The sequence below is a fragment of the Acinetobacter sp. KB005 genome, assembly GCF_049949095.1.
Taxonomy (GTDB): domain Bacteria; phylum Pseudomonadota; class Gammaproteobacteria; order Pseudomonadales; family Moraxellaceae; genus Acinetobacter; species Acinetobacter calcoaceticus.
The window spans coordinates 2,248,960-2,264,385 of the sequence record NZ_CP188191.1 but is presented as its reverse complement, the minus strand read 5'-3'; the positions used below and the strand labels follow the sequence as shown (position 1 = coordinate 2,264,385).

At 38.5% G+C, this 15,426-nt stretch carries 16 protein-coding genes; 1 reads left to right on the top strand and 15 read right to left on the bottom strand.

From position 1 onward, the window contains the following. Positions 1 to 157 precede the first annotated feature (157 nt). Positions 158 to 655, top strand: a complete 498-nt coding sequence (locus ACPF64_RS10910) for a hypothetical protein (protein WP_426453217.1) — start codon at positions 158 to 160, stop codon at positions 653 to 655. On the opposite strand, the gene ACPF64_RS10905 is transcribed toward ACPF64_RS10910, so the two are convergent. The 15 genes from ACPF64_RS10905 to ACPF64_RS10835 form a co-directional block, all read right to left on the bottom strand. Continuing rightward, a complete protein-coding gene (locus ACPF64_RS10905; protein ID WP_311084911.1) occupies positions 641 to 1,549 on the bottom strand; it encodes an SEL1-like repeat protein in 909 nt (302 codons plus the stop codon). The two genes, ACPF64_RS10910 and ACPF64_RS10905, sit on opposite strands and share 15 nt — an antisense overlap. 183 nt (positions 1,550 to 1,732) lie before the next feature. Beyond that, positions 1,733 to 2,089: a hypothetical protein gene (locus ACPF64_RS10900; RefSeq protein ID WP_017390341.1), complete on the bottom strand. Its 357-nt coding sequence runs from the start codon at positions 2,087 to 2,089 to the stop codon at positions 1,733 to 1,735. Further along, the gene (locus ACPF64_RS10895) at positions 2,090 to 2,305 is read right to left on the bottom strand and encodes a hypothetical protein (protein ID WP_311084910.1); all 216 of its coding nucleotides are present in this window, start codon (positions 2,303 to 2,305) and stop codon (positions 2,090 to 2,092) included. A 779-nt stretch (positions 2,306 to 3,084) separates the two neighbouring features. Next, positions 3,085 to 3,426 carry a hypothetical protein gene (locus ACPF64_RS10890; protein WP_416657502.1) on the bottom strand — a complete coding sequence of 114 codons (342 nt, stop codon included), beginning with the start codon at positions 3,424 to 3,426 and terminating at the stop codon, positions 3,085 to 3,087. A 525-nt stretch (positions 3,427 to 3,951) separates the two neighbouring features. Beyond that, positions 3,952 to 5,172, bottom strand: coding sequence for a chloride channel protein (locus ACPF64_RS10885; RefSeq protein ID WP_426453213.1), 1,221 nt, complete (start codon positions 5,170 to 5,172; stop codon positions 3,952 to 3,954). Positions 5,173 to 5,475: 303 nt separating this feature from the next. Further along, on the bottom strand, positions 5,476 to 7,194 hold the full coding sequence (locus ACPF64_RS10880; RefSeq protein WP_426456135.1) for an acetyl/propionyl/methylcrotonyl-CoA carboxylase subunit alpha: 1,719 nt from the start codon (positions 7,192 to 7,194) through the stop codon (positions 5,476 to 5,478). Continuing rightward, positions 7,194 to 8,777 carry a 5-oxoprolinase/urea amidolyase family protein gene (locus tag ACPF64_RS10875; RefSeq protein WP_426453211.1) on the bottom strand — a complete coding sequence of 528 codons (1,584 nt, stop codon included), beginning with the start codon at positions 8,775 to 8,777 and terminating at the stop codon, positions 7,194 to 7,196. Before ACPF64_RS10875 ends, ACPF64_RS10880 begins: the two co-directional genes overlap by 1 nt. A 32-nt stretch (positions 8,778 to 8,809) precedes the next feature. Then, positions 8,810 to 9,625, bottom strand: a complete 816-nt coding sequence (locus ACPF64_RS10870) for a putative hydro-lyase (protein WP_426453209.1) — start codon at positions 9,623 to 9,625, stop codon at positions 8,810 to 8,812. A gap of 2 nt (positions 9,626 to 9,627) precedes the next feature. Next, on the bottom strand, positions 9,628 to 10,392 hold the full coding sequence (locus tag ACPF64_RS10865; RefSeq protein WP_004793259.1) for a LamB/YcsF family protein: 765 nt from the start codon (positions 10,390 to 10,392) through the stop codon (positions 9,628 to 9,630). Positions 10,393 to 10,426: 34 nt separating this feature from the next. Continuing rightward, complete coding sequence (locus tag ACPF64_RS10860) at positions 10,427 to 11,680, bottom strand: NRAMP family divalent metal transporter (protein ID WP_003650999.1); 1,254 nt, start codon at positions 11,678 to 11,680, stop codon at positions 10,427 to 10,429. A 341-nt stretch (positions 11,681 to 12,021) separates the two neighbouring features. Then, the gene (gene mumR / locus ACPF64_RS10855) at positions 12,022 to 12,933 is read right to left on the bottom strand and encodes a LysR family transcriptional regulator MumR (RefSeq protein WP_017390332.1); all 912 of its coding nucleotides are present in this window, start codon (positions 12,931 to 12,933) and stop codon (positions 12,022 to 12,024) included. A 91-nt stretch (positions 12,934 to 13,024) separates the two neighbouring features. Continuing rightward, positions 13,025 to 13,204, bottom strand: a complete 180-nt coding sequence (locus ACPF64_RS10850) for a zf-HC2 domain-containing protein (protein WP_426453206.1) — start codon at positions 13,202 to 13,204, stop codon at positions 13,025 to 13,027. Then, positions 13,198 to 13,818: an RNA polymerase factor sigma-70 gene (locus ACPF64_RS10845; RefSeq protein WP_426453204.1), complete on the bottom strand. Its 621-nt coding sequence runs from the start codon at positions 13,816 to 13,818 to the stop codon at positions 13,198 to 13,200. The genes ACPF64_RS10850 and ACPF64_RS10845 overlap by 7 nt, the downstream gene beginning before the upstream one ends. Further along, positions 13,815 to 14,576 carry a DNA-binding domain-containing protein gene (locus ACPF64_RS10840; protein WP_426453202.1) on the bottom strand — a complete coding sequence of 254 codons (762 nt, stop codon included), beginning with the start codon at positions 14,574 to 14,576 and terminating at the stop codon, positions 13,815 to 13,817. The genes ACPF64_RS10845 and ACPF64_RS10840 overlap by 4 nt, the downstream gene beginning before the upstream one ends. After that, positions 14,527 to 15,390 (bottom strand): DUF692 domain-containing protein, encoded by an 864-nt coding sequence (locus ACPF64_RS10835; RefSeq protein WP_426453200.1) that lies wholly within the window; start codon positions 15,388 to 15,390, stop codon positions 14,527 to 14,529. The genes ACPF64_RS10840 and ACPF64_RS10835 overlap by 50 nt, the downstream gene beginning before the upstream one ends. Positions 15,391 to 15,426: the final 36 nt, after the last annotated feature.

Below are 15,426 nucleotides of genomic sequence, written 5' to 3'. Positions count from 1 at the left end.
GTCGTCAAGCGTGTGAAATGACAATCGTATTAAAGTAGAGCGGTTGGGGAAATTAAAAAGCCATTTACTAGGTTTAGGTTATGGTCTAGTTCATTATGAAATTTATAATACATTTTTGTATGATATAATTTTATGCCAAAATGATTAGAGTTAATTAATGACATTAAAATCTTTATATATAGAGTTTTATTATGGAGAATATTCGGCATATGAAAAAACAAAAAATATTAATAAATATATTGAAGAAAATGAAGATTTTCAAATAGATTATTTTACCGAATTACTACTACCATTTAATGATTATAATTCTTTATTACTTCGAACAATAAATATAACAGATCCTAGTTTCTCATATAATTGTATTGAAGCAGAAATATTAGCAGCTAAATTTTTTTTAGATATTTTAAATAATTATCAAGAAAACAATCTAAGCCCAGTTCAACTATGTACTATTTTCAATAATTTAGAAACAGGTTTTATGGGCGCTCCAAGAAATCTTCCAGATAATATAATTTATTACCCTACTTGGCTCGAATCTTTCTACGATGCTTGCGATTGGTGTGATGAAACATGGACTTTAGAGAATTCTCCTCACCTAATTGAAGCCACAAAACAGCAAATCCATGTCATAGAAAAATGGCTATTCTTCAAATAGTGATAAGGCATCTTTATTGCCATTTTCTGCTGCTTTTCTTAGCCACTTTTCGGCTAATTCATTGTTTTGTTGTACGCCTTCACCTTTAAAGTACATCATGCCCACAGTAAATTGTGCTTCATCGTTTTCCTGTTGAGCAGCTTTACTATACCATTCGAACGCTTTCTTATAATCTTGATTTACGCCTTGCCCAAGCGCATAACACGCCCCTAAGTTATTTTGTGCTATTGAGTTTCCTTGCTCAGCCGCTTTGCTATATAACTCAAAGGCTTTTTTATTATTTAGTTCTACGCCCTTACCTTGTGCATAAAGTGCTGCAAGATTATTTTGTGCATCTGCATAATTTTGTGCAGCAGCTTTGCTATACCAGTCAAATGCTTTTTTATAATCTTGGATTACCCCATAACCTTCTTCATAAAGTATGCCCAAATAGTATTTAGCTTCAGCATTATCTTGTGCAGCAGATTTGCTAAACCACTCAAAGGCTTTCTTATAGTTTTTAACTCCACCATCACCATTTGCATAATATGCACCTAAATTACTCTGTGCTTTTACTTCCCCTTGTTCAGCAGCTTTACTATACCATTCAAATGCTTTTTTATAATTTTGCTCTATCCCTTGCCCCAAAGCATACATTGCTCCCAAATTATTCTGTGCCTCTGCATTTCCTTGATTAGCAGCTTTGCTATACCATTCAAATGCCTTTTTATAATCTTGAGGAACAACTTTCCCCTCTACATATAGTTCACCAAGTTTTGCTTGAGCTCCTGCATCACCTCTTTCTGCTAACCGAGAAATATCTTTAAAATCTGGCTGATGACTACAAGCTAATAAGTTGATTGCTAAGAAAACGATACCAATTTTTTGAAGTTTTTTTCTTAAAATTAAAAACATAATTAATATTAAATTGCATTTGGTGATAAATATATTTAATGGATTTTAGCATAAAATCTCAAACACAAATAAATGGGTAGAGAATCCCAAAAAATGAGCTGATTGGGCTAAAACCCAATCAAACCCTACCTATAAAACACTCACTAATCCATCAACTTTTTACGGCGATAATATTCTATAGTTTTAAGAATCATGTACATCTTCATTTTTTGATAATTTGTCTGGCTGCCCGCAATGAGAGCATTGTTTTCTGAAGATAAAACTTAGCCCATTAACAAAAGAACCTAAATCATTCATGAAAAAACCACATTTACACCAAGGGCATATATCGTTAGCTAGCAGCTTAAACATCAAAAATAATATGATAGGAATCATGGTTATCGGAAAATAAATAGATAAGTACTTTTCATCTACTCTTGCTAGCATCAATACAACAATAACAACTGATGGAAATACTAATACTGAGAATACAAAGTTTCTACGTAAACGCATTAATCGCAAGTATTTCTGCATTTTCTCATCGACAAATTGCTTTTCCATTTATATTCCCAATTCTTTTTTACTTCTAGGGTCATTAGGAGCAAATTGGCAGGTATCTTTTTGATGATCCCATGCCCCTCCAGAGTCAGCACATGCATCCTTCTTGGCAGCATTATCAAAGAATTTATTTGCGATAAACTCGATTACACCGAGCAAGAGAACAAACATTAGAAATAGGACAATAAGCCATTTAAGTATTTTTAATATTTTTTTCATTTCAATCGCCAGATACAGGTAGAATAATCTAAATTCAACTACTTAAAACTTATTTTTTTACTACTTAACCTAAGCAGAAAAAGACCTACCAGAACTCCAATAAAATAGGAGTTATAAAAATACACCCAATTTTCGTCAGAGATAACCCAAGAAAAGACATTGCCCCATAGCGCGAATAGGAAAACAGAAACTATTGCACAAAGCATCGAAACAATTGAAAGAAAAGGATTAGTTAGAAGGCCTTTAAGGAGTATATAAACTTTATCATATAAAAATGCAAAGACTGCTCTATAATAGCGCCCAAAAATAGCACCTGAAAAAGCACCTAACAAAACGATCATGGGAAGGGACTCAATCATTTTACTACTCCAAATGAGAGAAGACTTAGCTCTTTAATACAAATATTAGATTGTCTAAGATTTTTTAATCTAAACAATTTAAATGACATCATGTCGAATAGCCCATGCAACCAAAACTAAAATAAACGTAATAACTGAACTTAAAGATGAAGATATTAATAAAGAAAGAAGTGCTAAGTGATTAGGACCATCTATAGTAAAAAATTGTGCATTGCTCCAATCTTTAGGAAACAAAATTGCTAAAACAAATAGAGTGATAATAAAAAACGATAAAAACCATATTGGCGCTAAATAGCGAAGCTTCCATCCTGCTTTAACTACAAAATAGCCTATACCATATAAGAATATAAAAAAATAGCGAAACCCAATATAGACATAGTACTTTCTTTTAAATAATAACTTACTTATCACAACGTTAATTTAGAAAACCTTATTACGAATACTCCACACTACAATAACTAGTAGCAATGTTAATAAAGTTGAAGACATACCTGCCACAAAAAATAAATCTACTGCTCGCCAATTTAATGATATCCTTCCATCCACAAAAAATTGGACATATCTTCCTTTAAAATAAAGTAGTAATAAAAATCCCAACCAAACAATTATAAATGTTGAAATAAAAGATAAGGCAGCCAAATGCCGAATCTTCCATCCAGTTTTAGCTATAAAATATCCAATGATATGTGAAATTATAAAAAAAATAGCGAAACCCAATATAGACATAGCACCCTCTTTAAGATTATTTTTTATATCAACCACTTATCTATCATTTAAAACTATTATTCTTCGGATGAAATCCAAAAAATCTTGCTCCAACCATCCATCCAGATAGATATACAAGCTTACCCAGCTCTGTTATCCCACCACTAAGAATGTGCCACAACATCAATCCTCCTGTTAAATATAGAGCGAATAAAATAAATATTAAAAAAATTGAAAGTAAAAGAACTAAATATTTATTTAAAAATTTATAAGCAATATTTACAAAAATAAGCAATGGTTTTTCAATTAAAAATATAGTGTATCGTCCAATAAGTACACCCACAAAAAACGTAAGTATTAGAATAAATATTGACACAGTTTAAGTTATTCCCTTTTTAATATTAAAATAATTTTCTATTTCTCATTATAGTTCCCAACAAGAGATAGAACTTCATTTCTTTTCATTTGCTTATCAGTTTTTATTAAGCATTTAATATGCCAATTTTTATCATTATTATTAAAAAAGAAAATTTAATAGGAGTTAAGCAACCTAAAACCACTCAACTCCTTAAAAAGGCTTCACTAATCCATCAACTTTTTACGGCGATACAACCCACAATTTCCAGAAAATAGCGCTGCCAACAAACAAGTAATAATCGCATAAGTTGCAACATTCATTCCAAATAGCTCAACCGCTAAAATAATAGAGGTTAACGGCGCCTTACTCGCTCCTGAAAACAGACTCACCAAGCCTAAGCCTGCAAGCAATGAAATTGGCAAGTTTAAAACCGCCCCTAAAGCATTACCTAATGTCGCCCCCACATAAAACAATGGCGTAATTTCACCACCTTTAAAACCAGAACCTAAGGTAATGGCAGTAAAAATGGTCTTGTTAAAAAAGTCGTAAAACTCAATCGGTACATAAAAAGATGCAATGATTTTATCTGTACCCAAACCATTGTATTGCTGATGCGCAGTGAACAAAGTAAGTAGCATAATGACAATACCGCCCACCATCGTTCTTAATGGCAAATAGCGAATGTATTTGTAAAAGATGTCACTGGCAAAATGAATTGCGGCAATAAAGAAACGTGCAATCAAACCAAAGATCAGTCCTGCCACAATTAAGTTCATGAGCGTGCTGAAATGAATAGGCGGAAACTCACTAATCACATAAAAAATGTGTGGGTGAACAATATCGAATAGTTCAGGAATGGTCGATGCAACAAGAGCAGACACAAAACATGGGAAAATGGCTGAATATCTTAAATTACCTAAAGCAGTAATTTCCAAGCCATAAATTGCGCCCGCCAAAGGCAAACCAAATACCCCAGCAAAGCCCGCTCCAATACTGGCAATTAAACAAATTTTTCGGTTATCTTCCGAGACTTTTAATATATGGCTCAAGTGATCAATTAAAGCACCTGAAAGCTGAACGGCTGGTGCTTCACGCCCTGCCGAACCACCAAACAACTGCGTTAAAATTGAGGTGATAAAAATGATGGGGCTCATTCGTTTTGGAATGAACGATTTAGGTTGGTGAATTTCATCAATGAGTAAATGCGTTCCCCGCTCAATGGGTGATCCATATTTTTTAATGAGATAACCAATACCAAAACCCACAAAAGGCAAGAAATAGATGAGCCAGTGATGCAGACTTCTGACTTTATTTGAAATATCAAAGGCCACAAAAATTAAAGTCGAAGCCAACCCCGCGACGACTCCAATCACAATTGATATGGCGAGCCAATAGACACTGTATTTTAGAATTTGATCATATTCAGATGAAGGTAGAATTTTCATTCGCGTTCTTCAATTAGCCTTTAAAATGGATGATAAATTCTCAATTTTTTTATGCAGCCAGTTCATTAAGTGAGAAATGCTTAAACTGGGCTAAAAATTAAAGCTCGCATAAGGCGAGCTTTCAATACAGTGATTAATCTTGATATCACCAAAGTGCGGGAAATATCTCATAACCCATTCTGGCTTTCAAGTTGAAAATAGTTAACGAGTACTGTGAACATAGCTAACTGAGTTAATAAATAAGCATTCGATTTGACCCGATCAAACAAGAAACACAATCAGGCCAAATCACATGTTCAAATCTTAATTAATGCGACCAATAATGGTTTCTGCATGGCAGGTCGCTCCCTTCTCTGCCTCAATCTGAATCACCCCGCTGCGATGCGCCAGTACCTGAACTTCCATTTTCATAGCTTCCATAATGGCAACGACTTGGCCTTCTGTGACTTGCTCACCATTTTCGACTTTCCAAGCGCTAATCACACCATTAATTGGGGCAAGTAAATGCTCAGCACTCACTTCCGGCTCGTTAGTTTGTGCTTGAGTTGCCGTTGCTGGACCTTGTGCAAACATGCCCGCTGGTAAACCTAAACGGTGTAACTTGCCATCAATTTCAATGTAGCTCAGCAACATCGGTTGTTGATGGTTTGGAATGCCGCGTTTGGTTGGCTTTAACTCTTGTTTAAAGTCATTTTCTATCCAACGGGTGTGTACATTAAACTCATCTGTAAAGTCAGGTTCATTGAGTACCGCACGGTGAAAGTCTAAAACCGAAGCTACACCTTCAATTTTAAATTGCTTTAAAGCACGTTTAGCGCGAGCAATTGCAACTTCACGGGTTGGACCAGTCACAATTAGTTTTGCCATGAGTGAGTCAAAGTGACTCGATACTAATGAGCCAGTTCGAACGCCTGTATCCACTCGTACACCATGACCAAACGGCGCTTCAAACAAACTCAACACACCAAACGCCGGAATAAACCCGCGAGCTGGGTCTTCGGCATTAATACGAAACTCAATCGCATGGCCTTGGGCTTTTGGTGTTTCTTTAATGGAAAGCGCGTGGCCCTGCGCAACACGAATTTGCTCTACCACCAAATCAACTTTTGATGTTTCTTCGGTAACTGGGTGCTCAACTTGCAAACGAGTGTTTACTTCTAAGAATGAAAGTTTTCCATCACGGCTAAGTAAGTATTCAACTGTACCTGCACCAACGTAATTTGCAGCCTGACAAATGTCTTTTGCCGAGGTTAAAATTTGTTGGTAAATCTCGTCGCTAATAAATGGTGCTGGCGCTTCTTCGACTAACTTTTGATTACGACGTTGCAACGAACAATCACGTGTACCAAGTACCACAATGTTGCCATGCTGATCGGCAATCACTTGAGCTTCTACATGGCGTGGTTTATCTAGATATTGCTCGACAAAACATTCACCACGGCCAAAGGCAGCTTTGGCCTCTCGTACTGCCGACTCATAAAGCTCTTTCACTTCTTCGAGTTTCCACGCGACTTTTAAGCCACGGCCACCGCCACCAAACGCAGCTTTAATGGCGATCGGCAAACCAAATTGTTTGGCAAACTCTAAAGCCTCATCTGCATTGTTAAGTGGGTCTTGCGTACCCTGAACTAACGGTGCACCGACAGAAGCAGCAATTTTACGTGCTTCGATTTTATCACCTAGTTTTTCAATCGCACTTGGAGATGGCCCAACCCATTTTAAGCCGGCATCGATCACGGCTTGAGCAAATTCAGCACGTTCAGATAAAAAGCCATAACCGGGATGAACCATGGTCGCTTTCGATTTTTTGGCAACTTCGATAATGGCAGGAATATTTAAATAGGTTTCGCTTGCGGTAGCACCAGCCAAGCCCCATGCTTCATCTGCAAGTTCGACATGCATGCTGCCAATATCGTCATCTGCATATAACGCGACCGATGCAATTCCCATGTCACAGCAAGCATGGATAATACGAACGGCAATTTCACCACGGTTAGCAATCAATAATTTTTCTGTATTCATCATTCATTCTCAAAATCTGTAAATTCGGCAATTTTTTTAAATTTGATATGGCAACCTGCTGGTATCTGCGCCACCAAATCCCAATGGTGTTTAGCAACAGCGCCAATGACCGGATATCCGCCCGTTAAAGGGTGATCATTCATAAACAAAACCGGCTGACCACTCGGTGGAATCTGCAAAGCACCAATGCATGTGCCTTCACTTTCCAGTTCATGTGTAATTTTGCGAGTTAAAGGCTCTGCACCTGAAAGTCTTAACCCAACACGGTTGCTTTCATTGGTCACAAGCCACTCTTGCTGACAGAGCAGTTCAATACTGTCTGGTTTGAACCAATCTGTGCGTGGCCCCATCACAATATCTAGCTCAACCACATCACCAGCTTTTGGCAAATCGAACTTGCCCACTTCATTTACACTAATGTTGGCTGCCTTCACCTGTCCTTGATAAATGGTATCTCCAAGCTTTAAAGGCTCTGGCCCTAACACCGCTAAGCTGTCAAATGAGGCACTATTGAGTACAGGTTCAACGTCTATGCCACCACGAATAGCCAAATAATTTCGAAGCCCTGCTGTTGGTGGCTGAATTTGAAATTCATCACCTTCATCCAGATCAATCGGCTGATAGCTTGCAAAGTCTGCGATTTGACCATCGGCAAATTTCACACGAATGGTTGAGATTGCACCTGCAACTGCAATAACACCAGCATGCTGCATTTTGGCTTTTAAGCCACCATTTAAAAGTTCAATTACGGGCGTGTCGGTTGGGTTGCCCACAATACGGTTAGCACTATGCATGGCAGATAAGTCCATTGCACCAGCCACGCCAACTCCAATATTGGTCTGGTTTAAACGCCCTTCGTCTTGAATGAGCATCTGTAAACTTGGTGCAGTGATCGTAAACAACGGTACAGATTGTTTCGGCTCAACCGTACGGATAATTTGCTGCGGTACATTTACGGTTGTTGGGCTATGCGTAACATCTTCAAAATGTACGGTCATGCCCGGTAACAGCAATGCAGGATTTTTACGCTCTAAATCCCACATTTTTTCCGATGTTGTACCAATAAGCTGCCAGCCACCCGGACTGTCTTTTGGGTAAATACCAGAGTATTTTCCAGCCAAGCCTAAAGAACCTGACGGTATTTTTTTACGCGGAACTGTTAAGCGTGGAATATCGGTAAAAGGCCGATCGGGACTGCTCATATAAGCAAAACCCGGCGCAAAACCAATAAAAGCGACATTCCACACGCTTTGGTGATGTTTTCTAATCACATCAGCCACAGACAAACCTTGTAACTCTGCAACTTGAGCAAGGTCTTCACCATCGTAACGAATCGGTACAATTACTTCTTGTCCGCTACGCTCAAATCCAGAATCAATCTTGAGGCTCTGAATTGAGGCAACCAGCATTTTAAAGTTGCTTTCGATCTCGTTGAAAAAAACTAAAATTGTTTTTGCAGCCGGGACTAAGTCTTTAATTCCATTCAATTGCGTATTTTGCAATTTATTGTACAACGCCAAAGTTTCTTCTAGGCTTGCAAGCTCTATCAGAAAACAATCGGCGTTTACCGATAAAAAACGCATTTGCTTATCCTTTTAATTCTTCTTTAGTCCAGTTAGCCAATCCAAGCACGGTCAGGAATGTCGGTAATAAACATGTGACCCGGTGCATGACTAATCGCAAAAGGAATTTTCGAGTTCATGACTGCCGCTTGAGGCGTTACACCGCAAGCCCAAAACACTGGAATTTCACCCGCTTCTATGCGAGAAGCATCACCAAAGTCAGGCTTATTTACGTCCAAAATCCCTAAGCTTTCAGGATGTCCAATATGTACAGGCGCACCATGGACACTTGGCATACGCGCGGTAATTTTTACAGCTTCACTAATTTGATGAGATGGAATTGGTCGCATTGAAACCACCATATTTCCAGAAATACACCCTGCTGGCTGGCACTGAATATTGCTCAGATACATCGGCACATTGGTGTCATCATGGATATGACGAACTTCAATACCCGCTTCTTGCAAAGCTGTTTCAAACGAAAAACTACAACCAATTAAGAAAGTCACCAAATCAGGATGGGCATTATAAATCTCGCTTGCATCGGTCACTTCATCAACCATTTCTCCATCTTTCCAAACGCGATAACGCGGAAAATCGGTACGGATGTCTGAGTCTGCGGCAAGCTTAGTTGCATAGATGCCTTCTTCGAGCACATCAAGCACTGGGCAGCTTTGCGGATTGCGATGTGCGTAAAGAAGGAAATCGTAAGCCCACTCTTTTGGCACCGAAATCATGTTCACCTGCGTCATGCCCGCAGCCATACCTGCTGTTGGTTTATCAAAACCTGCACGGATTTTTAAACGCGCATCTAAAGCGGCTTCAAGCTGAGCTGGGTCGACTTTAATATCCTTATACACTGTGCTCATCCTTATGCTTTGTTTACAAACGGGCGGATTTCAATATTGTTTTTTACAAGCTCGGCTTTAATGGCTGCTGACATTTCTAGTGCACCGTCAGTGTCGCCATGTAGGCAAATGGTGTCGGCTTGAATTGGGGTAAATACACCGTCAATTGACTCAACTCCACCATTTTTAAGCATTGAAACCACACGGCTGGCAACAAATGCCGAGTCATGTAAAACCGCACCTTCTAGGCGGCGAGATACCAATGAACCATCGCTGTTATACGCACGGTCAGCAAATGCTTCAGACACAACTTTTAAACCAGCCGCGCGTGCTTGTTCCACTAAGTTTGATCCAGCCAAAGCCACTAAAACCAATTCAGGGTTATACATTTTAATTGCATCAATCACTGCGGCTGCCTGAGCTTGGTCATGTGCAATGGTGTTGTAGAGCGCACCATGCGGTTTAACATATTGCACTTTTGAGCCTGCTACCTTTGCCAAACCATCGAGTGCAGAAATTTGGTAAAGTACATCGGCAATCAATTCGTCACGTGACAAATCCATATTACGGCGGCCAAAACCAACAAGGTCTGGGTAAGACACGTGAGCGCCAACAGTCACACCAAGCTCCACTGCTTTACGAACCGTTTTTAAAATGCCGAGCGGGTCGCCAGCATGAAAGCCACATGCAATATTGGCACTGGTCACGACAGGTAAAATCTGATCATCATTGCCCATTTTCCATGAGCCAAAGCTCTCACCCAAATCACTATTTAAATCTACAAACATGGCATTATTCCTTTATTACTTCACATCATCTGGCTTAAAGCTTGGTCAAATAGTTAAACACTGTCGTAAACGACATATAGCCCATCCACCACGTCAACAGACATGTTAATCCACCCAAAATAAGTAACCATTTTGGATAGTTATAATTACCCATTAAATCTTTACGGCACGCGGCAACATACACAAAAATTGTAAGGCCAATTGGCAACACCAAACCGTTAAAACCACCCACAAAAATGAGTAGACCTGCTGGAGTTGCGCCTAATAACACATAGAGCAATAAAGCCAATGCGATAAAAGTAATGGTCGTATAGTTGTTTTGTTTTGGTGTTAAGTTCTTTTTAAACACGTTAAAGAACGACACTGAAGTATATGCTGCACCAATAGTGCTACTAATGCCGGCTGCCCAGAAAATTAAACCAAATAATTTAAAACCAAATGTACCTGCTGCATATTGGAATGCTTGAGCTGCTGGGTTGGCATCATGGCTGGCTAAATCAATATTTGCACCACTCACCACTACACCTAAGAATGCTAAAAACAGCACATAGCGCATGATGCCGACAACAATAATGCCCTTGGTTGCAGCTTTAGCGACTTCATCAATATTTTCAGGACCAACCGCACCTTTATCGAGTAAACGGTGTGCGCCTGCATAGCAGATATAACCACCAACCGTACCGCCGACAATGGTGGTAATAATGGCAAAGTCAATCTGATCTGGAGCAAAGGTTTGATGTACAGCTTGACCCACAGGAGGCATCACAATCACGGCAACAATAATGATCAGGAGGATTTTAAGCAATCCCAACACGATCATGCTTTTATCCATGGCAAGCGTTGCTTTTCTTGAGGCAAAAATCAAAATGGCTAACGCACCACTTAAAATACCGCCCCACTTTGTGTCGAGGCCAAAAAGTGCATTTAGACCTAGGGCAGCACCTGCAATGTTACCGATACTAAAGAAAAAACCACCTAGAATGACCAGAAAAGCCAGTAAGTAACCACTGCCGGGAATTGCTTTATTGGCAATATCCGATGCACGCATTTGAGTGAGTGTGACCACTCGCCAAATATTTTGTTGAACCACATAATCAATCAGAATGGAAACTAAAATGGCAAAGCCAAATGCCGCCCCTAACTTCACTGTAAATACAGCAGTTTGGGTTAAAAAGCCGGGCCCCATTGCAGAGGTCGCCATCATAAAGATTGAGGCAACAATGGCCCATTGGCGATCTGATAAAAAAGAAGATTTCAGTAAAGACATATTAATGCGTTCCTCATCCATTTGAGCTTAACAACGCTATTTGCAAGTTGAACCAAGAACACCATTTCTTTCCCAAACGATATTCTTTAATCCTTTTAAATGACAAAGATTCCCTGTTCCCCAATCAACACAATCGGTGATCAAATCTTGTATCTAAAATAAAAACATAGCTAATACCTACGGACAATAAGACTTTTTACATAAAATAAAAAAATCAAATATTTGATTTTAAATGATTTAATGTTTATTAAAAAATCTGGATAAGTTTTACTTATCAAACTTCATAAGCTGCTTTTATGACTTTGCATGCAAGCAGCCTATTTAAAATAAGAAAAAATATTTTATAAAAATAATAACAGCGCTTATTTTTGGATTTTTTCATTGAGGCTTTTCATGGCACTTTCCGAGACTTTAACGGCAACCTCTGTCAATTTTTCTTTCAAGGCAACGTCATTTCCTTGAATGTAGATCGAGGTGAAATGAAAGGTCTTTAACTGAATGGGTGTATTTAATATTTCTAGTCGGCCATCAGTAATTTCTTTTAAAGCGGTTAAGGTCGGCACGACAGCAATACCTAAGCCTTGCTCAGCTAAACGCAATAAAGTTGCCAATGAATAACTGGTAATTGAAAGTGGTTCATCAATCCCTTGTTCTTTCATTCTGGCTTTCAATTCTTTATAGGGATAGGTAATTTTTGGATAAGTTAAAATGGTATGAGACATGAGAGTTTTAAAAGACATTTGAGCTACACAGCCCTTAAATGACGGTGAAGCCAAAAAGCTCAGCTCAAAGTCACACAATGCCTGTTCAATACATTCAAAAGCCAAAGTTGGTCCAAGTAAAAAGGCCATGTCCAAATCACCTGTACGCACACCTTCTTGTAGGTTAGGTGTTAGATCAACCACAATTTCTACTGAAATTTTTGGAAACTCTTGTTGAACCTTTTCGATATATTCGACTAGCCATGTATAGACAATCGTTTCAGAAACGCCTAAACGAATGGTGCCAGTCAAGTGCTGGTTTTCAGTCAGTTCAGCCACCAGATCTGTTTCTAGTCGCATAAATTTTTCGGCGTACTTAAATAAAGTTAAGCCTTTGTGCGTAGGTTTAAACTGCCGATAGTTTCGATCTAAGACTTTAAAGCCTAATTCATTTTCAAGAGATGTGATTTTTTGAGATACCGCAGGCTGGGTGGTTTGTAATTTAGTCGCAGCCTTATTGAAGCTATTTAAAGTCACAACCCAATAAAAAGCTTCCAGATTCTTTAAATTCACGTTTCATCCTGTCTTAAAAAACTCCTCTACTTTTATAGTATGGAATTTCTTAGCGTGATTAGGCTAGTAATAAATAAATTTTTAAATAAAGTTAGCCATCAAAACTTTTAAATGCTTTAGAAAGCTGACTAATTGTTTTGATCTGTTTTGAATAACGGCGGCATGACTGGCAGGCCAATAAATGCAGCTGTAAACCACTTTTCTCACGTAATAACAACGGCCTATCTTGCTTTTCAGACAACAGTTGAGTGGCTTGTCGACATGTCAACATGAACAATCCTCCTTCAATAACCATTTATTTTCTAAACATTCACGTAGTCGGGTACGACTTCGATACATCAACACATTAAAGTTTGAGATAGACAATTCCAACTTGCTACAAATTTCGTTGGAGCTCAGCTCTATTACTTCTCTCATCATAAAAACTTGAGCATATTTGGCTGGTAAATGATCTAAACAAGCTTCAAAAATTATCCAGAAATCTGACTGCTCTATCATTTCTTCAGGGCTTTGCCATGCTTGAGGCGCTTCATATTTATGCCAGTGCCCTGACGCATCGAACAACTCGTCGACACTGAGTTCGCTTTCCCCATCTTTAAATAATTCAGTCATTGCGACCAAACGTGACTTTTGCCGAATCACATCAATAATTTTATTTTTTAAAATGGCAAACACCCATGTTTTAAACGCAGCCCGTCCTTTAAATGAATCTAAATTTTGAAAAGCGCTCGTTAATGCCTCTTGCACTACATCCTCAGCTTGAGGAAGTGAGGAAAGCTGTAAAAAAGCAAATTTTATCATTTGCTGTCTTAAGTCTTGTAAAAAGGCTGGATTATGCAGTTGATCCCCTAGGTCGTCATGAGGTGATGCCGCGGCTGAAGTCATCCCTGTACCTCTTTAAAATCATGGGGAAGTTGAATTAATCGCAGTCGGATTAACAGTTCTTTTAATTCTTGAATTTGCAGATAAATATCATGTTCAGATAAATCAGTAAGTACAGATTGAATAAATGTATTAATATCTTGATCAGTTAGCTTTACATTTTGAGTCAACTGTTCAATCACCATAGCAAACAAAGGCGAAAGCTGTTCAATACATACATTGTCTTGTTCATCTCGCCAGACCATAATCGCTCCCGGTATAGGCTCAGCATGTTCTGGAGTCATTAAAGTTGTCCACGTATAAACGGGATATTGATAAACCAATACCCATACCTTCGTGGTTAACTGCCAATCACAGTTTTTCTGCAAGACTATTTTTTCAATTTCAACAGTATCTAAATACAACTCAAGCCATTCAAACTGCAACAACTCAGCCAACCAAGGATATTCTTGCAATATTGGGTGCTGCTGATCTGTCAAATACTCTCTAAACTCCAGAGAAATATCATTATACAAAGGTGAGCGACACTGGGCTTTTTGAAAAAATTCTGAGAGTAATTGTTGCCACTTTAATTCTGGCAACATCGCACGAGCTACGGGATAAACTAACTCAATAAATGAGCTGACATTATTAAAAAGCAAGTCTCGATAAATATGCATTCGTTCGGCAGGAAGAGCTTGAGGTAATTCCAAATCAGGATCTCTAATCCAGTCACAAAACTGTTGTTGCATGGTTTGGAAGGATATTTGATTTTCCTTCATAGCCACTCTCCTGTTGTTGAATTATTTTAATTTTGGCTAGTTCCTCTTCTAGCTCTCGCCATGATGGAATATTAAAGTCGCGCTCAAGTAAAGTTGCTTTCACACCACATACTTGATAGGTATATCTCAATAGTTCCCATACGCGATCACAAACCTCTGCACCATGCGTATCAATTAATAAATTTTTCTGAACTTGTTCATGTCCAGCAATATGTAAATAACGGATTCTCTCTTTTGGCATCTCCCGAATAAATCCAAATGCATCACTGCCATGATTAATGCTGTTGACATAGACATTATTTACATCCAGAAGCAAATCACAGTCTGCATATTGAAGAACTTCACAGATAAATTCCGCTTCACTCATTTCAGCATTGGGCATTAAATAAGTAGAAACATTCTCTATGACTAATCGTCTTCCTAAAATATCTTGAACACGTAAAATACGTTCAGCCACATATTTAACAGCCGCTTCGGTCATGGGGATTGGCAACAAATCATATAAGTAGCCCCCATCATTTGTATAACTTAAATGTTCAGAATAAATAGAGACATCATATTGTTCTAAAAAGCTTTTTATTTTGCTGATAAATTCAAGATTCAGTGGATGAGGACCGCCAATAGACAATGACAAGCCATGACAAATTAATGGGGCTTTTTCAACACACTGCGCGAGTAATTTTGCATGTCGTCCACCAAAACCTAGCCAGTTTTCAGGAGCAACTTCGATAAAATCGGGACATGTTTTTGCATCTAAAAACGAATCTATAAAATCACGCCTTAAACCCAGCCCTACGCCTGACAAATCCATCATGGTGATTTCTCCTTTTGGAAACGATGCCGACACTTA